The sequence below is a fragment of the Cryptosporangium phraense genome (assembly GCF_006912135.1).
Taxonomy (GTDB): domain Bacteria; phylum Actinomycetota; class Actinomycetes; order Mycobacteriales; family Cryptosporangiaceae; genus Cryptosporangium; species Cryptosporangium phraense.
This window is the reverse complement of the sequence record NZ_VIRS01000010.1, coordinates 138,721-160,649: the sequence shown is the minus strand read 5'-3', so window position 1 is coordinate 160,649 and position 21,929 is coordinate 138,721. Positions and strand designations below refer to the sequence as shown.

Genomic DNA, 21,929 nt, shown 5'->3' with positions numbered 1-21,929 from the left:
CCGCATGACCCGCGATACGTCCACTGTGTTCGCCGCCCGCGACGACGCCCGCGCCCAGGGCGGCACGAGCGCGGACTGGATGCCCTACCTGCCCGCCTCGACCTCGCCGTTCGTCCCGCCGGGCATCGACCCCACCACGCTCACCTGGGCCGAGACCGTCGCGCCGGGCGGCTACACGTCGAAGGTCGTGGCCCGCGGCACCCGGATCCGGCTCACCGACGTCACCGGCGACGCCTGCGCGCACGTCCTCGTCCACTCCGCGGTCGCCCCGTGGGAACGGCTCAACGTCGCCGACACCCAGAAGATCCCCTGGCAGGCCTACCTCGGCGCCGGGCACCCACTGCTCTCCGGCGACGGCCGCGTGCTGGCCACGATCGTCGCCGACACGTCCGCCCGGCACGACGCGTTCTGCGGGACGTCGTCCGACGCCTGGAACGAGCGGAAGTACGGCGACGCCGCACCCGAGGGGCCCAGCCCGTCCGGACGGGCACTGTTCACGCTGGCCGCGGCCAAGCACGACCTGACCCCGCGGGACCTCCCGCCGAGCGTCTCGTTCTTCCAGGGCGTCCGGGTCGAGGAGGACGGGAGCTTCCGCTGGCTCGGCAGCGCCGGACCGGCCGAGGTCGACCTGCTCGCCGAGCTGCCGCTGATCGTCCTGATCGCCAACACGGCCCACCCGCTCGACCCGCGCGCGGCGTTCACGGTCGGCCCGTTGCGCGTGCACGCCTGGAGAGCGACGCCGACCCGCCCGGACGACGCCACCACCCCGGAGACGCACCGGGCCTACCTGAACACGGTCGACTACGCGGAGGCCCGAGGACTATGACCGGCGCGCTCATCCCCGGAGAACTCGTCCGCGACGACCACGTCGAGCCCCGCGCCCCGTGGTCGGCCGTCGTCGCCGCCGGGCACGTGCTGACGATCGTCGACGTCGGCGGCAACCAGTCCGCCGACTGCCTGATCTACGCCGACGCCGACCGCACCGAGCGGTACAGCGTCCCGGACACGCTGACCTGGCAGGGCAACGCCTACGTGCGGGAGGGCACGGTGCTGCGCAGCCAGTACGGCAACCCGCTGATGACCGTGGTCGGCAACGAGGTGGCCCGGCAGGACACGATCGGCGGGGCCTGCGGCAAGGAGTCGAACACGCTCCGGTACGGCCACCACACCGCCCACCAGCACGGCTGCCGGGAGAACTTCCTGGCCGAGGCGGCCCGGCACGGCCTCGGCGCCCGGGACGTCGTCTCGAACCTGAACTGGTTCATGAACGTTCCGGTCGAGGCCGACGGCACGCTGGGCATCGTCGACGGGATCTCCGGGCCCGGCAAGCGGGTCGCGATCCGGGCCGACGTGGACGTGCTCGTGCTGGTGAGCAACTGCCCCCAGATGAACAACCCGTGCAACGACTTCGATCCCACCCCCCTGCGCATGATCGTCACCGCGCCGTGAGCACGCTGCTGATCGCCAACCGGGGCGAGATCGCCCGGCGGATCATCCGGTCGGCCCACGCGCTGGGCCTCAGCACGGTCGCGGTCTACTCCGACGCCGACCGGGCCGCCCCGCACGTCCGGGAGGCCGACCGTGCGGTCCGGCTCGGCCCGGCCCCGGCGCGCGACTCCTACCTGCGCACCGACGCGATCCTCGAGGCCGCCGCGGCGACCGGCGCGACCGCGATCCACCCCGGCTACGGCTTCCTCTCCGAGAACGTCTCGTTCGCCCGGGCCTGCGAGGACGCCGGGCTCGCGTTCGTCGGCCCGACCCCGGAGCAGATCGAGGTCTTCGGCCGCAAACACACCGCCCGCGAACTGGCCGCGCGGGCGGGCGTCCCCCTGATGGCGGGAACCGGGCTGCTGGCGTCGGCCGAGGAGGCCGTGGCCGCGGCCGAGACGATCGGGCTGCCGGTCATGGTGAAGGCCACCGGAGGTGGCGGCGGGATCGGGATGCAGGCCTGCACCACGCTGCCCGAGGTGCGCGCGGCCTACGACCGGGTGGCCCGGCAGGCCGCGGCCGCGTTCGGCAGCGCCGGGGTGTTCCTGGAGCGCCTGGTGCGACCGGCCCGCCACGTCGAGGTGCAGCTGTTCGGCGACGGGGCCGGGCGGATCGCGGTGATCGGCGACCGCGACTGCTCGCTCCAGCGGCGCAACCAGAAGGTGATCGAGGAGGCTCCGGCGCCGTCGCTCCCGGACGCGGTCCGCGCGTCGATCGCGGACAGCGCCGCGGCCCTGGCCGCGTCCGTCCGGTACCGGTCGGCCGGGACCGTCGAGTTCGTCTACGACCCGGTCCGGGAGGAGGCCTCGTTCCTCGAGGTCAACACCCGGCTGCAGGTCGAGCACCCGGTGACCGAACTCGCCTACGGCGTCGATCTGGTGGACGCGATGCTGCGCCTGGCCCGGGGCGACGCGCTGGACGAGCTCTTCGCGCGGACGTGGGAGCCGGCCGGGGTCGCGGTGGAGGCCCGGGTGTACGCCGAGGACCCGGACAAGAACAACGCGCCCTCCACCGGCCTGGTCACGCGGGCACAGTTCCCGGACGACGTGCGGGTCGACGGCTGGATCGAGACCGGCCTGGAGGTGACGCCGCACTACGACCCGATGCTCGCGAAGATCGTCGCCGCCGGACCCGACCGCGACGCGGCCCTCGACCGGCTCTCGCGCGCGCTCGGCGGCACCCGCATCGACGGGGTCGTCACCAACCTGGGCCTGCTCCGGGCCCTCGCCGACGGCACCCCGCTGCGCGCGGCCACCCACTCGACGTCCACCCTGGACGTCACCGCCGACCCCGAGCCCCGGATCGACGTGCTCCAGCCCGGCGCGCTCACCACCGTGCAGGACCTGCCCGGCCGGCTCGGGTATTGGCAGGTCGGGGTGCCGCCGTCGGGGCCGTTCGACCCGGTGTCGCTGCGGGCCGCGAACCGGGCCGTCGGCAACCCCGAGGGGGCGCCCGGACTGGAGGTGACGGCCACCGGCCCGACGCTGCGGTTCTCGGTGGAGACGACCGTCTGCGTCGCCGGCGCGCCGGCCCCGGTGACGCTCGACGGCGCACCGGTGCCGATGTGGGAGCCGGTTCCGATGCCCGCCGGAGGGGTGCTGGCCATCGGAACCGCTCCCGGGCCGGGGCTGCGCCTGGCCGTCGCCGTCCGCGGCGGGATCGACGTCCCGGACTACCTGGGCAGCGCCTCGACGTTCACGCTCGGCGGCTTCGGCGGCCACGGCGGACGCGCGCTGAACGCCGGCGACGTGCTGCGGATCGGCACGCTGGCGGCCGGACCGGCCGAACCCAGGATCCGTCCCCCGGACTACACCCACACCTGGCGGATCGGCGTCACCGAGGGCCCGCACGCGGCGCCCGAGTTCTTCACCCGCGCGGCTCTCGACACGTTCTACGCCACCGACTACGAGGTCCACCTCAACTCGGCACGGACCGGCGTCCGCCTGCTCGGACCCCGGCCGGAGTGGGCCCGCAGCGACGGCGGCGAGGCCGGTCTGCACCCGTCGAACATCCACGACACGCCCTACGCGGTGGGCGCGATCGACTTCACCGGCGACACCCCGATCATCCTCGGGCCCGACGGTCCCAGCCTGGGCGGATTCGTCTGCCCGGCCGTCGTCGCCAGCGGGGAGCTGTGGAAGGTCGGCCAGCTGCGCCCCGGGGACACCGTCCGTTTCGTCCGCGTCCGCGAAGCGGTTGCGGCGGCCCCGACGCTGGTCGGAGCGACCGGGGACGGGGACGACGGAGTTCTGGCGCGGGTCCCGGCGCAGCCGGGCCGGCCGTCGGTCACCTACCGGCGCGACGGCGACGACAACCTGCTGATCGAGTACGGCGACCAGGTCCTCGACCTCGGCCTCCGGATGCGGGTGCACGCGCTGATGACCGCGCTGGAGGCGGCCCGGCCGGAAGGGATCCTCGACCTCACGCCCGGGATCCGGTCGCTCCAGGTCCACACCGAGGGGCGCGCGAGCCGGTTGACCGGCCTGCTGCAGGAGCTGGACGACGGGCTGCCGGAAGACCTCGTCGTGCCGTCCCGGCGGGTGCGCCTGCCGCTGTCCTGGGACGACCCGGCCACCCGGCTGGCGATCGAGCGGTACATGGCGGGGGTCCGCGACGACGCGCCCTGGACGCCCTGGAACATCGAGTTCATCCGCCGGATCAACGGCCTGTCCTCGGTCGACGACGTGTACCGGACCGTGTTCGACGCGCAGTACCTGGTGCTCGGGCTCGGCGACGTCTACCTGGGCGCGCCGGTCGCCACGCCGCTGGACCCCCGGCACCGGCTGGTCACGACCAAGTACAACCCGGCCCGCACCTGGACGGCCGAGAACTCGGTCGGCATCGGCGGCGCCTACCTGTGCATCTACGGCATGGAGGGGCCGGGCGGCTACCAGTTCGTCGGCCGCACGGTGCAGGTCTGGAACCGCTTCCGGCGCGGCGGCCTGTTCACCGACCGGCCCTGGGCGCTGCGGTTCTTCGACCGCATCGAGTGGTATCCGGTGACGGCCGAGGAACTGCTCGACCTGCGGGCCGAGACCGACGCCGGCCGGGGCTCGTTCGAGACCTCCGACGGCTCGTTCTCCCTCGCTTCCCACCAGGCCTTTCTGGACGCTCACGCGGACTCCATCGCCGGGTTCCGGGCCCGGCAAGCGGAGGCGTTCGCGGCCGAGAAGGCGCGCTGGCACGCGTCCGGGGAGTTCGACGTGCGGCCGGAACCGGCTCCGGCGGCGGCGGTCGCCCCGGTCACGGTTCCGGAGGGGGCGATCGCGGTCACCGCACCGTTCGGCGCGACGGTCTGGCAGGTCTCGGCCCGGCCCGGCGACGTCGTCCACGATGGGGAACGGATCCTGGCGCTGGAGGCGATGAAGATGGAGACGCCGGTGATGGCACCGTCGGACGGTGAGGTCGTGGACATCTACGTGACGCCCGGTGACTCGGTGTCGGCCGGTCAGGTGCTGTTCGCGGTGCGGGTGCACTCGGAGGTGGCGGCGTGATCGGCGATCGAGTCCGGGCCGCGTACGCGCGGATCGCCGAGGTCGATCGTCCGGAGGTGTGGATCGCGCTGCGTCCGCTGGACGAGGTGCTGGCCGAGGCGGCGACGATCGATCCGTCGCTGCCGCTGGCCGGGTTGCTCGCCGCGGTCAAGGGCAACATCGACGTCGCCGGGCTGCCGACCACCGCGGCCGCGCCGTCCTACGCCTACACCCCGGCGGTGGACGCGACCGCGGTCGCGCGGCTGCGGGCGGCCGGGGCGCTGATCCTCGGCGTGACGAACCTCGACCAGTTCGCGACCGGTCTGGTCGGCACCCGCAGCCCGTACGGGGCGGTGCGCAACGCGTTCGACGCCTCCCGGATCTCCGGCGGATCGAGCTCGGGGTCGGCGGTGGCCGTCGCACTGGGGCTGGTCGACCTGGCGCTGGGCACCGACACCGCGGGCAGCGGCCGGGTGCCGGCCGCGCTGAACGGGCTGGTCGGCGTGAAGCCCACGAAGGGCCTGATCCCGACGACCGGGGTCGTCCCGGCCTGCCGGAGCCTGGACTGCGTCACGGTGTTCGCCCGGGACCTGCGCCTGGCCCGGCGGACGATCGAGCTGCTCAGCGGCCCGGACGGCCTGGACCCGCTGGCCCGCCCGGACTCCCCGCCGTCGTCCGTCGAGGGAGTTCATCGGCTCGCGATCCCGACCGCCGAGCATCTCGAGGGGCTGGCCGACGGGTGGGCCTCGGCGTTCGCGGACGTCGTCGGCCGGTTCCGGGCCGCCGGCGTCGAGATCGTCGAGGTGGACGTCACCCCGCTCCTGCGGGCGGCCGCGCTGCTCTACGAGGGCGCGTTCGTCGCCGAACGGACCGCCGGAGTCGGCGACCACATCACCGCCCACCAACACCTCATCGGCACCGACCTCGACCCGACCGTCGCCGGCATCATCCTCGGCGGCACCCGCTTCACCGCCGCCGACGTCTTCCGCGACCAGCAGCGCCTGGACGAACTGGGCGCGGCCGGCCGGGCCGCCCTGGCCGGCACCACCGCGCTGCTGACCCCGACCACGACCTGGCACCCGACGCTGGCCCAGGTCGCCGAGGACCCGGTCGGCGCGAACGCCCGGATGGGCCGCTACACGAACTTCGCGAACCTGCTGGACCTGGCCTCGCTGGCCGTCCCGGCCGGCGTGGTAGACGGGCTGCCGTTCGGCGTCATGCTCACCGGACCGGCGTTCAGCGACCGCACGCTGGCGTCGCTCGCGCAGCTGCTGGCCGACCCGCCGGTGGAGCTGTTCGTCGTGGGCGCCCACCTGTCGGGTCATCCGCTGAACCACGAGCTGGTCGCGGCCGGCGGCTCGTGCGTCGGCCGGGCCGAGACCACCCCCGACTACCGGCTCTACGCGCTGGACACGGTCCCCCCGAAGCCCGGCCTGCTCCGCGCGGCCGGTGGCGCGTCGATCGCCGGCGAGGTCTGGCGGCTCTCGGCGTCCGGCTTCGGCGCGTTCGTCGCCGGGCTCCCCCGGCCGATGACGATCGGCACGGTGACGCTGGCCGACGGCCGGACCGTCCGCGGCTTCCTCACCGAGGCGATCGCGACGGAGACCGCCGAGGACATCACCGCGCACGGGTCCTGGCCGTCCGCTCTGGCCGCGAGGACGGTCGACCCGGCGCTCTCCCCCGGCTGACCGGTAGCCTCCCGACCTGATGACTGCCCTGGAGCTTCTCGTCGCGGTCGGCCTGGCGATCCTGGTCTGCAACTACGTGGCCCGCCGGATCCGGGTGGCCCCGCCCGCCGTGCTGCTCGTCGGCGGGGTGCTGCTCGGTTTCCTGCCTCCGCTGCGCGAGATCGAGCTGCCGCCGGACGTCGTCCTGCTGCTGTTCCTGCCGGTGCTGCTGTACTGGGAGGCGTTCACCTCCTCGCTCCGCGAGATCCGGGTCAACCAGCGGATCATCGTGCTGACCAGCACGGTGCTGGTCGCCGCGACCGCGGCCCTGGTCGCGGTGACCGCCCACCTGTTCGGCGTGCCCTGGGGCCCGGCCTGGGTGCTCGGCGCCGCCGTCGCCCCGACCGACGCGACCGCGGTCGGCGTCCTCGGCCGCGGGCTGCCCCGGCGGGTTGCGACGATGATGCGGGCCGAGAGCCTGGTCAACGACGGCACCGCGCTGGTCATCTACGCGCTCGCGGTCGCGGTGACGGTCGGCGAGGAGCACTTCAGCGTCCCCCGGCTCGGCGAGATGTTCGGCCTCGCCTACGGCGGCGGCATCGCCGTCGGTGCGCTGGTGACCTGGGTCAGCCTGCTGGTCCGCCGCCGTCTGCGCGATCCGGCCCAGCACAACCTGCTGGCCCTCGTCACGCCCCTGGGGGCGTACCTGCTGGCCGAGCAGGTGCACGCCTCCGGCGTGCTGGCCGTCGTCGTCAGTGGCCTGTGGGTCAGCCAGGTCTCTCCCCGCTCGTTCCCGGCCGACGCCCGGGAGCACGTGCACACCGTGATGACGTTCGTGACCTCGCTGCTCAACGGTGCGCTGTTCGTGCTGATCGGCATCGAGATCCACGGCGCGGTGAGCGGCCTGACCAGCACCGGGCTGGCCCGGGGGCTGATCGCGGTGCTGGCCGTGTCGGCGGCCGTGGTGCTGGCCCGGTTCGCGTTCTTCTTCACCAGCCCGTACGTGATCCGGCTGCTCGACCACCGGCCGAAGCAGCGCCGGCTGCGGATGACCGCCCGCCCGCGGACCGTCCTGGCCGCCGCCGGCTTCCGGGGCGCGGTGTCGCTGGCCGCGGCGCTGGCCGTCCCGGAGACGCTCACCAACGGCTCGCCGTTCCCCGACCGGGATCTGATCGTGTTCGCCACCGCCGGGGTGATCGCGGTGACGCTGCTCGTGCAGGCGCCGCTGCTGCCCGGCGTCGTCCGCTGGTCGGGGCTGACCCCGGACGGCGCCGGCGAGCTCCGCCGGGCCGAGATCGCCGCGGTACAGGCCGCCTTGGATGCGTTTCCGCAGGTGGTGGCCCGTCTGCACACGTCGGATGCGGTCGTCGACGAGGTCCGCACGGAATACGACCGCCACCTGCGGGCCCTGCGGGCCGGCCAGACCGACGACGCCGACGACCGCTCCGCCTCGGACGCCCAGGCCCAGTACGTCGACCTGCGGCTGGCGCTGGTGGCCGAGAAGCACGCGATGATCGTCCGGCTCCGCGACGAGAACGAGATCGACGACGACGTCCTGCGTCAGATCCAGGCCGACCTGGACGTCGAGAAGTCGCACGTCAGCCGCCGCCGCCCGTCCTGAGCGTCGGGCGAGGGCGCTCGTAGGGTGGGCTGGTGTCCGCCTCTCGCCACCGCCGGGTCGCGGTGCTCGTGCTCGACGGCGCGAAGCCGCTCGACGTCGGCATCCCGGCGCAGGTGTTCTCGACCCGGCCGAGCATGCCGTACGAGGTCCGGGTCTGCGGCGTCCGGCCGGGGCCAATCACCGGCGGCGACGGGCTCTCGTACCACGTGGCCCACGGCCTGGAGGCGCTGACCTGGGCCGACATCGTCTTCGTCCCCGGTTACCGGCGGCCCGACCAGGAGGTCCCGCCGGCTTCCGTGCTCGACGCGCTCCGGGCGGCCCACGACCGCGGGGCCCGGCTGGCCGCGATCTCCACCGGCGCGTTCGCGCTCGCCGCGACCGGCCTGCTCGACGGTAGGCGCGCGACGACCCACTGGCACTACACCCGGGCGCTGGCCACGAAGTACCCACGGATCAAAGTCGACGAGAACGTGCTGTTCGTCGACGAGAAGACCGTGCTGACGTCGGCCGGAGCCGCTTCCGGGATCGACCTGTGCCTGCACGTGCTGCGCAGCGACCTCGGGGTCGCCGCGTCCAACCACACGGCCCGGCGGCTGGTCGCGGCGCCCTACCGCAGCGGTGGCCAGGCCCAGTACGTGCCGCGGTCGGTGCCCCAGGCGCGCGGGGAGCAGTTCGCGGCGACCCGCGAGTGGGCGCTGCACCACCTGGGTGACGACCTCACGCTGGATCGGCTGGCCGCGAACGCGAAGGTGTCGGCTCGCACGTTCTCCCGCCGGTTCCTCGAGGAGACCGGGTACACGCCGATGCAGTGGGTGCTGCGCGCTCGCGTCGATCTCGCTCGTGAGCTGCTCGAACGCTCGGAGCGGGGCATCGAGCAGATCGCCGCCGACGTCGGCCTCGGAACCGGCACCAACCTCCGCCTGCACTTCCGCCAGATCCTCGGCACCACCCCCAGCGAATACCGCCGCACCTTCAAGACGTAGCCCCCGCCCGCCGGCCGGAACCGCCGCCGAGCGCCCGGTGCGGTCCGGTGGCGGGGCCGGTTGTTCCGGACGCGGAAGGTCACCGGCCGACGTGGACGCTGGTGATCGAGATGCTCGATGACCTCGCCGCACCGGGTTCGTGCGGCGCTGGCCGCGCTACCTGGTCAGAGCGCTCCGGAACCGTCGCCGCGAGTCCGCGGCGCCGCAGCGCGGTCCGTCGACAGAGGCCCACGAGCCTCCTCCGCGACCACCCGCTCAGGGCGTTCCCGGGGCGCCTCACCCGCGACCGCAGCGATCTGAACGCCCCGGACACGTGGAGCCCCCGGGCCCAGCGGCGGGTGCCGCCGCCGCTCAGGCGCGGCTCCCACGAGCCGTATCCGCATCCCACCGCGCCGGTCACCGAGTCACGGAACAGACCCCAGGCGAGATCCTTTCGAACCGTGGCGCTCTCGCCACTGCCGGGCGAACCCCGAACCACCGACGCTGGTGCCATGACGAAAATCGCGATCAACGGATTCGGGCGGATCGGCCGCAACGTCCTCCGCGCCCTGCTGGAGCGCGACAGCAAGCTCGACGTCGTCGCCGTGAACGATCTGACCGAACCGGCCGCGCTGGCGCGGCTGCTCGCCTTCGACTCGACCGCGGGCCGGCTGGGCCGGCCGGTCGAGGCCGAGGGCGACGCCCTCGTCGTCGACGGCCGCCGCATCACGGTCCTGGCCGAGCGCGACCCGGCCCTTCTCCCCTGGAAGGACCTACAGGTCGACGTGGTCCTCGAGGCCACCGGCCGGTTCACGTCCGCGAAGGCGGCCCGCGCCCACCTGGACGCCGGAGCCAGGCGCGTGCTGGTCGGCGCCCCCTCCGACGGCGCCGACGTGACGCTGGCCTACGGCGTGAACACCGACGCGTACGACCCGACCGCGCACACGATCATCTCGAACGCCTCCTGCACGACGAACGCGCTCGCCCCGCTGGCCAAGGTCCTCGACGACCTGGCCGGTATCGAGCACGGATTCATGACCACCGTGCACGCGTACACACAGGAGCAGAACCTGCAGGACGGCCCGCACCGCGACCCGCGCCGGGCCCGCGCGGCCGGGATCAACATCGTGCCGACGACGACCGGAGCCGCGAAGGCGATCGGGCTCGTGCTGCCGGGCCTGGACGGCAAGCTGTCCGGCGACTCGATCCGGGTGCCGGTACCGGTCGGGTCGATCGTCGAGCTGAACACGGTGGTCCGCGCCGACGTCACGCGCGACGAGGTGCTGGCGGCGTATCGGAACGCAGCGGCCGGCCCGCTCGCCGGGATCCTCGAGTACTCCGAGGACGCGCTGGTCTCCTCCGACATCACCGGCAACCCGGCGTCGTCGATCTTCGACTCCGCGCTCACCCGGGTGGACGGACGGCACGTCAAGGTCGTCGCCTGGTACGACAACGAGTGGGGCTTCTCCAACCGCGTCATCGACACACTGGAACTACTGGCACACTAACCCTAGTTATCCGGTAGGTATTGACAGGTATCACCTCTCCTGGCTATGACTAATCCTCAGTCGACGCCCGGAGAGCAGGCGCCATGCCCGAAATACTGTCCACATCGGTGGCCGATCCGTCCGCCGCCGCCGATCCCCGGCCACCGGCCGCGCAGCGCGTGCTGCCGTACCGGCGGCCGGGCCGGTGGGTCCTCACCGCGATCGTGCTGGTCGTGGTCGCGCAGGTGCTGCACGGGCTGGCCACCAACGAGTTCTTCCAGTGGGACCGCTTCGGCTACTGGTTCTTCCGGCCGGTCATCCTCGACGGGCTGGTGATCACGCTCGAGGTCTCGGCCTGGAGCGCGGTGATCGCGCTGGCCTTCGGCATCGTGCTGGCGCTGATGCGGCTGTCGGGCAACCCCGTGCTCAAGGCCGTGAGCTGGGCCTACATCTGGCTGTTCCGCTCGATCCCGCTGATCGTGCTGCTGCTGCTCCTCTACAACGTCGGCGCGCTCTACCGGACGCTCAGCCTCGGCGTCCCGTTCGGACCGGCCCTGGTCAGCTTCGACGGGCAGCGACTGGCCACCGACATCGTGATCGCGATCGTCGGCATCAGCCTGAACGAGTCCGCGTTCGCCGCCGAGGTGGTCCGCGGCGGCTTCCTCTCGGTCGACCAGGGCCAGCACGAGGCCGCGTCGGCGCTCGGGCTCCCACGCCACTACCAGTTCCGGCGCATCGTGTTCCCGCAGGCCCTGCGCGCGATCGTCCCGCCCTACGTGAACCTGCTGATCGGGCTGGTCAAGGGCACGTCGCTGGTCTACTACGTGTCGCTGCTCGACCTGTTCGGCTCGGTCGAGTCGCTGGGCAGCACCTACCCCGGCGACATCGTCCCGCTGCTGATGGTCGCGACCGTCTGGTACCTGATCCTGATCAGCCTCATCTCGATCGTGCAGTACTACGTCGAGCGGTTCTACGCCCGCGGGGCCACCCGATGACCGCGGCCGGTGTCGAGATCGTCGACGCCCACAAGTGGTACGGCACCCACCACGTCCTCGACGGCGTCGATCTGACCGTCGAGCCCGGTCAGGTCGCGGTCATCCTCGGGCCGTCGGGGTCGGGCAAGTCCACGTTGCTCCGGGCGATCAACCACCTGGAGAAACTCGACGTCGGTCACGTCAGCCTGAACGGCGAGCTGATCGGCGTCCGCCGCATTCCCGACGGCCGGCACCGGGACCGCCTGCGCGAGCTGCCGGAGAGGGAGATCCGGCGGCAGCGCCGCCGGATCGGGTTCGTGTTCCAGAACTTCAACCTGTTCCCGAACCTGACCGTCCGGCACAACGTCGCCTCCGCGCCGGTCGCGACCGGCGCGCTGTCCAAGACCGAGGCGGACGCGCTGGCCCGCGACCTGCTGGCCCGGGTCGGCCTCTCCGACAAGGCCGACGCCTACCCGCGCCAACTCTCCGGCGGGCAGCAGCAGCGGGTCGCGATCGCCCGGGCGCTGGCCCTGCGGCCGGGCGTCCTGCTGTTCGACGAACCGACGTCGGCGCTCGACCCGGAGCTGGTCGGCGAGGTGCTCGCGGTGATCAAGGACCTCGCCGCGACCGGCACCACGATGATCGTCGTCACCCACGAGATCGGGTTCGCCCGCGAGGTCGCCGACGTCGTCGTCCTGCTCGACCACGGACGGATCGTCGAGCAGGGCCCACCGGCCGAGGTGCTCGACGCCCCCCGTCATCCCCGCACCCGGGAATTCCTGAGCCGGGTCCTGTAAGCGCGCCCACGTCGTTCCTGAGGAGACGCATGCCCAAAATCAGCCGCCTGGCCGTCGTCGCGGTGCTCGCCGCCGCCGTTCTGACCGCCTGCTCCAGCACCGCCGGCTCCGAAACCGCAGACGTCGGCCCCGGCAAGGTCGCCATCGGGGCGCTCTCCAACGGAGCGGCCCAGGAGGTCACGCTGTCCGTGCCGCAGGTCGACGCGATCCGCGCCCAACTCCCGGCGGCGATCCGGGACGGCGGGACGTTCACGATCGGCCTCGGGTTCCTGCCGTCCGGGTCGCCGCCGCTCGGCTACATCGGCTCGGACCAGAAGACGCCGACCGGCTCCGAACCCGACCTCGGACGCCTGGTCGCCGCCGTTCTCGGCCTGAAGCCGCAGCTGGCCAACGCCACCTGGGACAACCTGTTCGTCGGCATCGACAGCGGGAAGAACACCGCGGGCTTCTCGAACATCACCGACACCGAGAAGCGCAAGGAGAAGTACGACTTCGCCTGCTACCGCAAGGACAACCTGGCGTTCGAGGTGCAGGCCAAGAGCACCTGGAACTTCGACGGCAAGTACCAGAACCTGGCCGGGCTGATCGTCGCCGTCGACTCCGGCACCAACCAGGAGAAGATCCTGCTGGAGTGGCAGAACAAGCTGAAGGCCCAGGGCAAGACGCTGACCGTGAAGCGGTTCGCCGACCACAACGCGGTCGCGCTGGCGCTGAAGTCCGGCAAGATCGACGCGTACTTCGCGCCGAACCCGTCGGTCGCCTACCGGGCCACGCAGTCCAAGGGCAGCCCCACCGCGACCCGCAGCGCCGGCCAGTTCTCCGGCGCCGGCGAAACCCTGCAGGGGTTGATCTGCGCGACGACGAAGAAGGACAACGGGCTGATCAAACCGATCGCCGCGGCGATCAACTACCTGATCGACAACGGCCAGTACCAGAAGCTGCTGGCGGCCTGGAACCTCACCGACGAGTCGGTGACCAAGGCCGAGATCAACCCGCCGGGGCTGCCGCTGACGAACGCCTGAGCAGCGGCAACAGGTTTCGGCCCTGGCGACGCACCTCGCGCCGGTACGGGGTGTCGGACAGGATGAAGTGCCGGATGCCCAGGTCCTGGTAGCGGCGCAGCGACCGGGCGACCTCGTCGGCCGAGCCGACCAGCCAGGTCGTGCCGGCGCCGGCGGCGCCGTAGCGGCCGGGCGCGGTGTAGAGGTTCCCGTCGAGGACCTCGCCGCGCTCGGCCAGGCCGAGCAGCCGCTGCTGGCCCACGGCGGCCTGCCAGTCCTTGTCCCGGGCCACGGTGCCCGCGGCCATCGCGTCGACCCGCGCGTGCGCGTCGGCCCAGGCCTCGTCGGACGTGTCGCGGACGACCGTCGTGACCCGGAGACCGAACTCCAGCGGGGCGTGCCGGCGGCCGACCTCGTCGGACAGGCGGCGCAGCCGGGCGATGCGGTCGCGGACGTCGTCGAGCGGCTCACCCCAGAACAGCTGCACGTCGGCCTCCGCCGCCGCGACCCGCTCGGCCTCCGGGGACGCGCCGCCGAAGAAGAACGGCGGGGGTGCGGCCGGACGCTGGGCCAGGGTGGAGCCGGTGACCCGGTAGTGCTCCCCGGTCACCGTCACGTCCTCCTCGGTCCAGAGCTTCCGCACGATCCGGAGGAACTCGCCCGTGCGCGCGTAGCGCGCCGCCCGGTCGACCGGTTGATCCCCGTAGGCCGCCGGACTGTCTTCTCCGGAGACGACGTTGACGAGCACCCGGCCGCCCGAGAGGTGATCGAGCGTCGCGGCGGCCGACGCGAACCGGGCCGGGTGCCAGTAGCCGGGCCGGACCGCGATCAGCGGGCGGAACGTCGTCGTGCGGGCGGCCAGCGCGGTGGCGACCGTGAACGTGTCGGGCCGGCCCCAGCCGGTGCCGATCAGCGCGCCGTCCCAGCCGGTGTCCTCGATCAGCCGGGCGTGCTCGGTGAGCGTGTCGAGGCTGTTGTGGTCCGCGGTCTTCTCGTCGCCGCGGTGACCGGCGTCGGCCTCGTTCGGGACGTACCAGAGGTGGGTCATCGGTGGGTGGCCAGGTCGGCCACGATGTCGTCGAACGCGGTGATCACCAGCGAGAGGTGCCCCTCGGCCTCGTCGAGGTGGACGGTCGCGCCGGGGACGTGGGCGGCGAGCCAGCGGCCGTGGTCGAACGGGACCATCCGGTCCTGGGCGCCCTGCCAGATCGCGACCGGCGTCTCGACGTCCGCCAGGTCGAAGCCCCAGTCCCGGACGAACGCGAGGTCGTCGTCGCGCCAGCCGGCGATGCCGCTCGACACCGCGGCGCGGAACATGCCCGCCGTGTAGTCGGCGAACGCGTCGGTGAGGGCGTTCGTGTCGACCTCGCTGACCAGGTCGCCGAGCGCGGCCGCGACCTGGTCGCCGCGGACGCCGGCCAGCGCGGGCACCTGGGACTCGAGGTAGGCGGACAGGGGCTCGGGTCCGGCGACGGCCGCCCCGAACTCCTCGACGTTCTCCGCGCCCATGCCGGCCGACCAGTCCAGGCCCTCGGCGTCGTACGGTGCGACGCCGGCGATCGTCGCGGCGGCCGCGCAGCGTCCGGGCAGGAGCGTCGCGCAGGCCAGCGCGTGCGGACCGCCGCCGGACCAGCCGACGGTCAGGAAGCGGTCGGCGCCGAGCGCGTCGAGCAGCGCGGTCACGTCGGCGGCGACCGACGCGACCGTGCGGCCGGGCTGGGGCGTGGACCCGGCGTAGCCGGGGCGGCTCGTCGTCACGACGCGCAGGCCGTGCCGGGCGGCGGCCGTGACGATCGGCGGGTAGAGGGAGGCGGCCGAGGGCGTGCCGTTGTGGAGCACGAGCGGGAGGCCGTCCGCGGGACCGTCGACGAGGTACTCGAGGGAGCGGCCGTCGGGTAGTGACAGGATCGTCATACCGTGAATTTACGCTGAGCGCATGAGCGCTCTCCCGCCCGAATTGCGCGGCCTGATCGAGTCCGGGCCGCTGACCCACCTCGCGACGATCAACGCCGACGGCAGTCCGCAGGTCAGCGTCATCTGGATCGGCCTCGACGGCGACGACGTCGTGAGCGGGCACATGTCCTGGTACGCCAAGCTGCGCAACATCGACCGCGACCCGCGCGTGACGCTGTCGTTCACCGCGCCGCGGGACCCGGCCACGTTCCTCAACCCGTATGCGGTGGTGAAGGCCCGGGCGTCGATCGAGCACGGCGACGAGGCGTGGGAGCTGCTCGACCGGCTGACGAAGATCTACATGTCACCGACGTCGACGTTCCCGGCGCCGCGGGGACCGGGGTACCTCGTGAGGTACCGGGTGGAGCGGGTCACCGGCGTCGGCCCGTGGGTCGCGGGGTGACGTTTCGCGCCGCCGAGGGCGTGACCCGCGGCCCTCGGCGGCGGTGCTGGACTCCCGGTCGGTCGCTCATTCAGGCGAACGTGATCGTTCGGGGGAATTGCACGGTCAGGTCGATGGCGTCGCCGAAGGCGGCCGGCGTCGCCCGCAGGATCACACCGCTGACGCCGTCGAAGTTCAGGGTGCGCCCGATGAGCCCGTCGGCGCCGTCGGTGTGGTAGCCGACCGGCCCGGAGGCGGGCACCCGGATCAGCACGGTGTCCGGCGCCGGTGGCGTGGCCAGCCGGGTCGGGCGCGGCAGCGCCTGGCGGGTCTCGCGCGAGAGTCGGCGGGTCGCCTCGGGATTCAGATCGAGAAGGTCGGCGATGACCTGCTCGGCCTGCACCGGCGAGAGCACCGCCCGGGCGACCTGTTCGTCGATCGCCGCCAGCCCGGGTACGTCGACGAAGGCTCGGGGAAGGAGCTCGCCCGCGCGCCAACGACCGGGTTCGCCGTAGGTGCCGGGCGGAGGGATGTCGGAGACGGCGTCGCTGTCGACGACGAGAGTGTCGCCGTCCATCCGGGCGCGACCGGCGTCCAGCAATCGCTCCAGCGCCGCGGACACGTCGGCGAAGTTGGGCGTGGAATGGGTCGCCGGCACGCGAAAACGCGCGCGGTACCACGCACGGAGTACCAGCCGTTGATGATCGCTCAGCATCATCGCCTCCCCCGGGCCCGAGGCTACGGGGAGGGACGTCGGGGGCGGGATCATCCGGATGGTCGCCGACGCCCGGAGACCGGGCCCGAGGGCAGGGATGTTCGGATGAGCGAGTACGCGGAGGCGGTCCGGCGTTTCGCGAGGCGGCCCGGGCGGCAGCGTCGGCCCGGGCGGCGGTGACGAACGCGGGCCGGAGATCGAGACGCGGATCGCGCGGGAGCACGCGGCAGCGCGCTTCTCGCGCGCGGAGGTGCATGCGAGGTTGCAGCGCGTCCGCGACGCGGACGAGCGCCTCAGCGCCGCGCAGGCGGCAGCCCAGGCGGCCGACGACGAGCAGCAGGCCGCCGCGGCCCGGAAACACGCGCTCGAACGGTCAGGCTGACGCGAGCGCGGGCTGCCGCTCCGGGGCCGTCACCAGGGTGAACATGAGCGCGAGCACGGCGACGGCGGCCGCCACCAGCGGCACCCACGACACGCCGGCCGACGCCACGACTCCCCCGCCCAGCGCCGCCCCGACCCCACTCCCGACGTAGATCATCGACCCGTTCAGCCCCAGCGCCACGGTCGCGGCCGGCCCACCGGCCGCGAACACCCGGGTCTGCTGCGGGGTGACCTGCCACGACCCGACCAGCCCCAGCGCCACCAGCGCGACCATCGCCGCGGCCAGGTGCGGCCGGGCCGCCCACAGCCCGACCGTCGACAACGCGGTCACGCTCAACCCGGCCGCGATCACCCGCAACCCGCCCCACCGATCGGCCAGCGCCCCCACCACCCGGTTCCCGGCGAAGAACGCCACCCCGAACACGACCAGCGCCACCACCACCGACGAGCCCGACGCTCCCAGGATCGGCGCGACGTAGCTGATCACCATGAACTGCGGCACCAGCTGCAGCGAGGTACCGAGCAGCAGAAACAGCATCGCCGGGGTGGCCAGCAACCGGACCCGCTCGCCCAGCGTCGCCGACGGCAACCGCACGGCCGGGAGCAGCGCGGTCAGCAGCGCCGCCACCGCGGCCAGCCCGGCGATCACCCACATCGCCGCCCGCCAGCCGACCTGCTGCCCGACGAGCACCCCGAACGGCACCCCGGCCACCGTCGCCAGGCTCGCCCCGGCGCCCACGACCGCCAGCGACCGGGCCCGCCGTTCCGGCGGCGACAGCACGCCGGCGACCGCGAACGCGTTCGCCTGGAAACCGGCCGCCCCGAGGCCGGAGAGGATCCGCCCGGCCAGCACGACCGGATAGTTCGGCCCGGCCGCTTGCGCGGCCATCCCGACCAGGAAGACCGCCATCCCGGCGCCCAGCACGATGCGCCGGTCGAGGCGACCGGTCGCGGTCGCTATCACCGGTGACCCGATCGCGTAGGTGACGGCGAAGGCCGTGGTCAGCTGACCCGCCTGGGCCACGCTGACGTCCAGATCCCGGGCGACGTCGGGCAGCAGGCCGGCGAGCACGAACCCGTCCATGCCGAGGACGAACGTGCCGACGGCCAGCAGGGCGAGCCGCAGCGTCAGCCCGGAATTCGATGACGGTCGAATCATGGGGGCTACGCTAGGCTGGACTTCGACGGACGTCAAAGTCTTAGCGGAGGGTGCATGTCTCGGACGCTGCCGGAGCCGTCGGTGGACGACCTCGACCTGACCGCGATCCTGGGCGCGCTGGCCGACCCGGCCCGGCGGACGATGATGACCGCGATGTACCGGGGCCCGGAGCCGTTCGACTGCAGCGCGAACACGTGGTGCGCCGACCTCGACATCACGCCGCCGACCGTCTCCCACCACTTCCGGATGCTCCGCGAAGCCGGCCTGACCAGGACCGTGGTCGAGGGCCGGGGCCGCACGATCACGGTCCGGCGCGAGGATCTGGAGAAGCGCTTCCCGGGCCTGCTCTCGGCGGTCCTCGGCCGGGACTGATCAGCGGCGCACGCGGTAGCGCAGGTGCAGCACGCGGTCGGCCGGGATCGCCACGTCCGGGTCGTCCAGCAGGTGCTGGGCGTCGACCGCGCCGAAGAAGCGCTTGCCGGAGCCGAACACGACCGGCGCGACGTCCATGCGCACCTCGTCGACCAGGCCCGCGGCCAGCGCCTGGCCACCGACGTCTCCGGCCGCGATCTCGACCAGCCGGTCCCCGGCGAGCTCCTGGGCCAGGGCGACCGCCGCCTCGACGCCGTCGACGAAGTGGAACGGCGCTTCCGGATTCCAGCCCTCGGGAGCCGGCCGGTGGGTCACGACGACCACGTGGTCGATGCCGCTCGGCGGCTTGCCGTCCCAGCCGTCGGTGAGGTCGAAGACGTGCCGGCCGGTGATCGTCACGCCGATCCCGTCCCAGTACGGCCGGACGTAGTCGTAGGAGGCCTGCGACACGGTCACGTAGCCGCTGTCGTCCAGGGGAATCGTGCCGCGGGACAGCCAGTCGAACAACGGGCCGGGCTGGTCGTCCTCGTCGGCGATGAAGCCGTCGACCGACACCGAGCCGTACAGGACCACCGTGCCCACGGAGCTCTCCTTCGTTTCGGGGATGCCCCGAAACTAGCGGGCCGGGTGACGGCGCTCTTGTAGGAAATCAATCGACCGGCAGCGGCCAGCCGTCGAAGACGTGGCCGGGGTGCTCGCGGAGGAACCGCCGCCGGACCTCGACGTACCGGGTCGGCGTGAGCCCGGTGAAGTCGCGGAACTCGTGTCCGAAGTGGGCCTGGTCGAAGTACCCGGCGGCGCCGGCCAGCGCGCCCCAGTCGACCGGCCCGGCCGGATCGAGCGCGAACACGGCGGCGGCGAAGCGGTAGGTGCGGGCCAGCCGCTTCGGCGTCACGCCGACGAGCTCCTTGAACCGCTGGGCCAGGTGGGTGCTGCTGACCCCGGCGGCCGTGGTCAGGTCGCCGATCGCCACCGAGCCGCTCGTGGCCGCGATGACCCGGCTCGCGTGGCCGACCAGCCCGAGGCCGTCGGTGCGGTGCAGCCGGCGTCTCAGCTCGTCCTCGAGCACGGTGAGCATCGCGGACGGCCCGTCCGCCTCGGCCAGGCGGTCGCGCAGCGCGGCCACGGCCGGACGGCCCCACACCTGCTCGAGCGTCACCGGCCGGTCGCGCAGCTCGGCCGCGGGCAGCGGCAGGAGCGGCGCCAGCCCCCACGGCCTGACGTGCACGCCGACGGACCGGGTCCGCGCCGGGTAGCCGAAGTCCACCGCCCGGGTGGGGGTGGTGATGACGCACCCGTCGGCGTACTCGGCGGCCTCGTCCTCGGTGCCGGCCCGGATCCGGAACGGCGCGCCGAGGTTGACGATGAGCAACGCGGCCGGCATCGGCGGCAGCATCAGCCGCGCGTACGGCGGCGAGCCGTCGAGGTAGTAGAGGTCGTCGATCAGCGCGTTCAACGGCGGCCGGGGCACTCGGGACAGGTACTCCACGGGCCCTAGTCTCGTCGACATGAGCGACCGCGCGTACCTCGCCGAGGTCGGGAAGCGGCCCGGGATGTTCGTCGGGCGCGTCACGTACTTCACCGTCACCGCGTTCCTCCTCGGCTACGACGCCCACTCCGGCCACCGCGTCCTGGCCGGCTGGGACGACTGGCTCACCGCCCGGCGCGGGCGCGACTGCGACCACGCCTGGCCGGGGAAGGTCCTGCACCTCGCGCTCCCCGAAGGCTGGACCGCCGACCTGGCCCCCGGCCAGGACCGGCACGCGATCACCACGCTGTTCGCGCTCCTCGACGCCTTCCTCGGCGAGCGGGAACCCGTCGGAAAAACGTGACAACCGAACCGGCACCCGACGCCCTCTGAGGGGAGAAGTTGCTTCCGTCGACGAAGGGCCACGGGTGACCGACGAACCGGACCAGGCCTACCGCGCGTACATCGCGGAACGCCTGCCGATGCTGCGGCGGCTGGCCCACCTCCTAAGCCAGGACTGGCACCGCGCCGACGACCTGGTGCAGAGCACGATGGTCCGGCTCTATCTCCGCTGGGAGCGCGTCGCGGCCGCCACCGACCGCGACGCCTACGCCCGCGCGGTACTCGTCCGCGTGTTCCTCAGCGAGCGACGGACCGGCTGGGCCCGCCGGGTGGTGCTGGTCGACTCGGCGGTCGACACGACCGCGACCGTCGACCCGGACGCCGCCTCGGCGGTGGCCGTGCGCACGGCGCTCGCCGCGCTGCCGGCACGGCAGCGCGCGGTGCTCGTACTGCGGTACTACTCCGACCTGTCGGTCGAGCAGACGGCGGACGCCCTCGGCTGCTCGGCCGGAACCGTCAAGAGCCACACCTCCCGGGCCCTCGCCGCGCTGCGCCGGGCACTTCCGGACGACGAACCCGCCTCCGTACGCCCGGGAGGCGAACGATGAACGAAGCACGAACCCGGTCGATGCTCGCCCTGCTCGCGACCGAACCGGCGCCGACCTCGTCCGTCGACGTCGACGAGGCCATCGCCACCGCGCTCCGGCAGCGCCGGCGTGGACGGTGGCTGACCGCCGCGGCCGCGGCCGCCGTCGTGCTGATCCTGACGCTCGGGCTGGTGACGCTGCTCCGCCCCGACCCGCCTCGCCCCGCGCCGCCCCTCGCCCCCGCCCCGGCCTACTTCGATCCGCTCCGGCCCCGGCTGCGGGTCGACTGGCTCCCGGACGGGTTCACCGAGCAGCTGCGCAACGCCGCGGTCACCGCCGAGTTCGTGGACGGCGGCTCGGCCGACGGCAAGCAGGGCTTCGAGGTGTACGTCCTTCCCCGCAAGGGGGGTTTCCCGGCCTGGGGCGACCTGATCGGCCAGGGCGTCGCCGGGCCGGACGTCGACGGGCGACCCGGCCGGTGGTGGCCGGTCGCGAGCCCCGGAGGACGAAAAACCGCGCTGGCCGGGGCCGGCGTCCTGCGCTGGGAGTGGGCGGAAGGCGCGTACGCGCAGGTCAGGGTGCAGGGCGTCGACGATCCGCAGGGCGTCGCCGCCCGGATAGCCCGATCGGTCCGCCTCGACCGGCCGACGCCGTTCGCGATGCCGATGACGATCAGCCACCCGGCCGGGATGCGCGCCCTGCGTACCGCAGGCGTCGACACTCGCCGGACGACCGGCTCCCAGCCCGACCGCGGGCAGAGCGCGGTCGTCGAGTTCGGGAAGGTGTTCGGTGAACGGCCGTCGGTCCTGGTCTCGCTGGGCACCGCGAACGCCCGGCTCCGGCCGAACACGACGCTCGACGGGGTTCCGGCGCGGGAAGAAGTGCTCGCCGACACCGTCCTGTGGCAGATCCCGCTGGGGACCGGCCAGGAACTCGGGGTGCAGTGTTCGTCGGCGGCCGACACCCCGGCGGCCAAGGCGGCGAACCGGGCCGAGTGCCGACGGGTCACCGCGAGCGCCCGGCCGGTGGGCACGCTGAGCGACCCGTCGACCTGGAGTACGGCTCCGGTGTCGTAGTCGGCCCGGTCTCTTCGTAGGGGT

The 21,929-nt window shown here is 73.3% G+C and carries 21 protein-coding genes; 15 read left to right on the top strand and 6 right to left on the bottom strand.

Going from position 1 to position 21,929, the window contains the following annotated elements:
- Nucleotides 1–4 precede the first annotated feature (4 nt).
- From FL583_RS16460 to FL583_RS16415, 10 genes are all read left to right on the top strand, one after another.
- Nucleotides 5–826, top strand: a complete 822-nt coding sequence (locus tag FL583_RS16460; protein ID WP_142705536.1) for an urea amidolyase associated protein UAAP1 — start codon at nt 5–7, stop codon at nt 824–826.
- On the top strand, nt 823–1,449 hold the full coding sequence (locus FL583_RS16455) for an urea amidolyase associated protein UAAP2 (RefSeq protein WP_142705535.1): 627 nt from the start codon (nt 823–825) through the stop codon (nt 1,447–1,449). Before FL583_RS16460 ends, FL583_RS16455 begins: the two co-directional genes overlap by 4 nt.
- On the top strand, nt 1,446–4,982 hold the full coding sequence (gene uca, locus FL583_RS16450) for an urea carboxylase (protein WP_142705534.1): 3,537 nt from the start codon (nt 1,446–1,448) through the stop codon (nt 4,980–4,982). The genes FL583_RS16455 and uca overlap by 4 nt, the downstream gene beginning before the upstream one ends.
- Nucleotides 4,979–6,649, top strand: coding sequence for an allophanate hydrolase (gene atzF, locus FL583_RS16445; protein ID WP_142705533.1), 1,671 nt, complete (start codon nt 4,979–4,981; stop codon nt 6,647–6,649). The genes uca and atzF overlap by 4 nt, the downstream gene beginning before the upstream one ends.
- 19 nt (nt 6,650–6,668) lie before the next feature.
- Nucleotides 6,669–8,249: a Na+/H+ antiporter gene (locus FL583_RS16440; RefSeq protein WP_142705532.1), complete on the top strand. Its 1,581-nt coding sequence runs from the start codon at nt 6,669–6,671 to the stop codon at nt 8,247–8,249.
- 32 nt (nt 8,250–8,281) lie between these two features.
- The gene (locus FL583_RS16435) at nt 8,282–9,232 is read left to right on the top strand and encodes a GlxA family transcriptional regulator (RefSeq protein WP_142705531.1); all 951 of its coding nucleotides are present in this window, start codon (nt 8,282–8,284) and stop codon (nt 9,230–9,232) included.
- A gap of 491 nt (nt 9,233–9,723) precedes the next feature.
- The gene (gap, locus tag FL583_RS16430; RefSeq protein WP_142705530.1) at nt 9,724–10,719 is read left to right on the top strand and encodes a type I glyceraldehyde-3-phosphate dehydrogenase; all 996 of its coding nucleotides are present in this window, start codon (nt 9,724–9,726) and stop codon (nt 10,717–10,719) included.
- Nucleotides 10,720–10,802: 83 nt separating this feature from the next.
- Nucleotides 10,803–11,693, top strand: a complete 891-nt coding sequence (locus FL583_RS16425; RefSeq protein WP_142705529.1) for an amino acid ABC transporter permease — start codon at nt 10,803–10,805, stop codon at nt 11,691–11,693.
- Nucleotides 11,690–12,469, top strand: a complete 780-nt coding sequence (locus FL583_RS16420; RefSeq protein ID WP_142705528.1) for an amino acid ABC transporter ATP-binding protein — start codon at nt 11,690–11,692, stop codon at nt 12,467–12,469. The genes FL583_RS16425 and FL583_RS16420 overlap by 4 nt, the downstream gene beginning before the upstream one ends.
- A gap of 29 nt (nt 12,470–12,498) precedes the next feature.
- Complete coding sequence (locus FL583_RS16415; RefSeq protein WP_142705527.1) at nt 12,499–13,491, top strand: transporter substrate-binding domain-containing protein; 993 nt, start codon at nt 12,499–12,501, stop codon at nt 13,489–13,491.
- Here FL583_RS16415 and FL583_RS16410 read toward each other — a convergent pair.
- Together FL583_RS16410 and FL583_RS16405 are read right to left on the bottom strand one after the other, a co-directional pair.
- A complete protein-coding gene (locus FL583_RS16410) occupies nt 13,457–14,518 on the bottom strand; it encodes an LLM class flavin-dependent oxidoreductase (protein ID WP_142705526.1) in 1,062 nt (353 codons plus the stop codon). The two genes, FL583_RS16415 and FL583_RS16410, sit on opposite strands and share 35 nt — an antisense overlap.
- Nucleotides 14,515–15,384, bottom strand: coding sequence for an alpha/beta fold hydrolase (locus tag FL583_RS16405; protein WP_142705525.1), 870 nt, complete (start codon nt 15,382–15,384; stop codon nt 14,515–14,517). Before FL583_RS16405 ends, FL583_RS16410 begins: the two co-directional genes overlap by 4 nt.
- Nucleotides 15,385–15,406: 22 nt before the next feature.
- Between FL583_RS16405 and FL583_RS16400 the strand changes: the two genes are divergently transcribed.
- Entirely contained in the window at nt 15,407–15,826 is a 420-nt protein-coding gene (locus FL583_RS16400; protein ID WP_142705524.1) for a PPOX class F420-dependent oxidoreductase, read from the top strand.
- 70 nt (nt 15,827–15,896) lie between these two features.
- On the opposite strand, the gene FL583_RS16395 is transcribed toward FL583_RS16400, so the two are convergent.
- Both FL583_RS16395 and FL583_RS16390 read right to left on the bottom strand, forming a co-directional pair.
- Nucleotides 15,897–16,463 (bottom strand): hypothetical protein, encoded by a 567-nt coding sequence (locus FL583_RS16395; RefSeq protein WP_142705523.1) that lies wholly within the window; start codon nt 16,461–16,463, stop codon nt 15,897–15,899.
- Between the two features lie 430 nt (nt 16,464–16,893).
- Complete coding sequence (locus tag FL583_RS16390; protein WP_142705522.1) at nt 16,894–18,060, bottom strand: MFS transporter; 1,167 nt, start codon at nt 18,058–18,060, stop codon at nt 16,894–16,896.
- A gap of 54 nt (nt 18,061–18,114) precedes the next feature.
- Between FL583_RS16390 and FL583_RS16385 the strand changes: the two genes are divergently transcribed.
- Nucleotides 18,115–18,432: an ArsR/SmtB family transcription factor gene (locus FL583_RS16385; protein WP_142705521.1), complete on the top strand. Its 318-nt coding sequence runs from the start codon at nt 18,115–18,117 to the stop codon at nt 18,430–18,432.
- Here the strand turns inward: FL583_RS16385 and FL583_RS16380 are convergent, their stop codons facing one another.
- Both FL583_RS16380 and FL583_RS16375 read right to left on the bottom strand, forming a co-directional pair.
- Complete coding sequence (locus FL583_RS16380) at nt 18,433–19,014, bottom strand: dihydrofolate reductase family protein (RefSeq protein ID WP_142705520.1); 582 nt, start codon at nt 19,012–19,014, stop codon at nt 18,433–18,435.
- A 67-nt stretch (nt 19,015–19,081) separates the two neighbouring features.
- Nucleotides 19,082–19,942 (bottom strand): helix-turn-helix domain-containing protein, encoded by an 861-nt coding sequence (locus FL583_RS16375; RefSeq protein ID WP_142705519.1) that lies wholly within the window; start codon nt 19,940–19,942, stop codon nt 19,082–19,084.
- Here FL583_RS16375 and FL583_RS16370 point away from each other — a divergent pair.
- The 3 genes from FL583_RS16370 (at nt 19,941) to FL583_RS16360 (ending at nt 21,905) form a co-directional block, all read left to right on the top strand.
- The gene (locus FL583_RS16370) at nt 19,941–20,264 is read left to right on the top strand and encodes a hypothetical protein (protein ID WP_142705518.1); all 324 of its coding nucleotides are present in this window, start codon (nt 19,941–19,943) and stop codon (nt 20,262–20,264) included. The genes FL583_RS16375 and FL583_RS16370 overlap by 2 nt on opposite strands.
- 64 nt (nt 20,265–20,328) lie before the next feature.
- Nucleotides 20,329–20,850, top strand: coding sequence for a SigE family RNA polymerase sigma factor (locus tag FL583_RS16365; RefSeq protein WP_142705517.1), 522 nt, complete (start codon nt 20,329–20,331; stop codon nt 20,848–20,850).
- The gene (locus tag FL583_RS16360; RefSeq protein WP_142705516.1) at nt 20,847–21,905 is read left to right on the top strand and encodes a hypothetical protein; all 1,059 of its coding nucleotides are present in this window, start codon (nt 20,847–20,849) and stop codon (nt 21,903–21,905) included. The genes FL583_RS16365 and FL583_RS16360 overlap by 4 nt, the downstream gene beginning before the upstream one ends.
- Nucleotides 21,906–21,929 lie beyond the last annotated feature (24 nt).

What these genes read in the sequence shown, in the direction of transcription:
- FL583_RS16360 (WP_142705516.1), top strand. Translation starts at nt 20,847, where the DNA reads ATGAACGAAGCACGAACCCGGTCGATGCTCGCCCTGCTCGCGACCGAA.
- FL583_RS16410 (WP_142705526.1), bottom strand. Translation starts at nt 14,518, where the DNA reads ATGACCCACCTCTGGTACGTCCCGAACGAGGCCGACGCCGGTCACCGC.
- FL583_RS16460 (WP_142705536.1), top strand. Translation starts at nt 5, where the DNA reads ATGACCCGCGATACGTCCACTGTGTTCGCCGCCCGCGACGACGCCCGC.
- FL583_RS16405 (WP_142705525.1), bottom strand. Translation starts at nt 15,384, where the DNA reads ATGACGATCCTGTCACTACCCGACGGCCGCTCCCTCGAGTACCTCGTC.
- FL583_RS16390 (WP_142705522.1), bottom strand. Translation starts at nt 18,060, where the DNA reads ATGATTCGACCGTCATCGAATTCCGGGCTGACGCTGCGGCTCGCCCTG.
- FL583_RS16425 (WP_142705529.1), top strand. Translation starts at nt 10,803, where the DNA reads ATGCCCGAAATACTGTCCACATCGGTGGCCGATCCGTCCGCCGCCGCC.
- FL583_RS16455 (WP_142705535.1), top strand. Translation starts at nt 823, where the DNA reads ATGACCGGCGCGCTCATCCCCGGAGAACTCGTCCGCGACGACCACGTC.
- FL583_RS16375 (WP_142705519.1), bottom strand. Translation starts at nt 19,942, where the DNA reads ATGTCGACGAGACTAGGGCCCGTGGAGTACCTGTCCCGAGTGCCCCGG.
- FL583_RS16420 (WP_142705528.1), top strand. Translation starts at nt 11,690, where the DNA reads ATGACCGCGGCCGGTGTCGAGATCGTCGACGCCCACAAGTGGTACGGC.
- FL583_RS16440 (WP_142705532.1), top strand. Translation starts at nt 6,669, where the DNA reads ATGACTGCCCTGGAGCTTCTCGTCGCGGTCGGCCTGGCGATCCTGGTC.
- FL583_RS16415 (WP_142705527.1), top strand. Translation starts at nt 12,499, where the DNA reads ATGCCCAAAATCAGCCGCCTGGCCGTCGTCGCGGTGCTCGCCGCCGCC.
- FL583_RS16370 (WP_142705518.1), top strand. Translation starts at nt 19,941, where the DNA reads ATGAGCGACCGCGCGTACCTCGCCGAGGTCGGGAAGCGGCCCGGGATG.
- FL583_RS16400 (WP_142705524.1), top strand. Translation starts at nt 15,407, where the DNA reads ATGAGCGCTCTCCCGCCCGAATTGCGCGGCCTGATCGAGTCCGGGCCG.
- FL583_RS16385 (WP_142705521.1), top strand. Translation starts at nt 18,115, where the DNA reads ATGTCTCGGACGCTGCCGGAGCCGTCGGTGGACGACCTCGACCTGACC.
- gap (WP_142705530.1), top strand. Translation starts at nt 9,724, where the DNA reads ATGACGAAAATCGCGATCAACGGATTCGGGCGGATCGGCCGCAACGTC.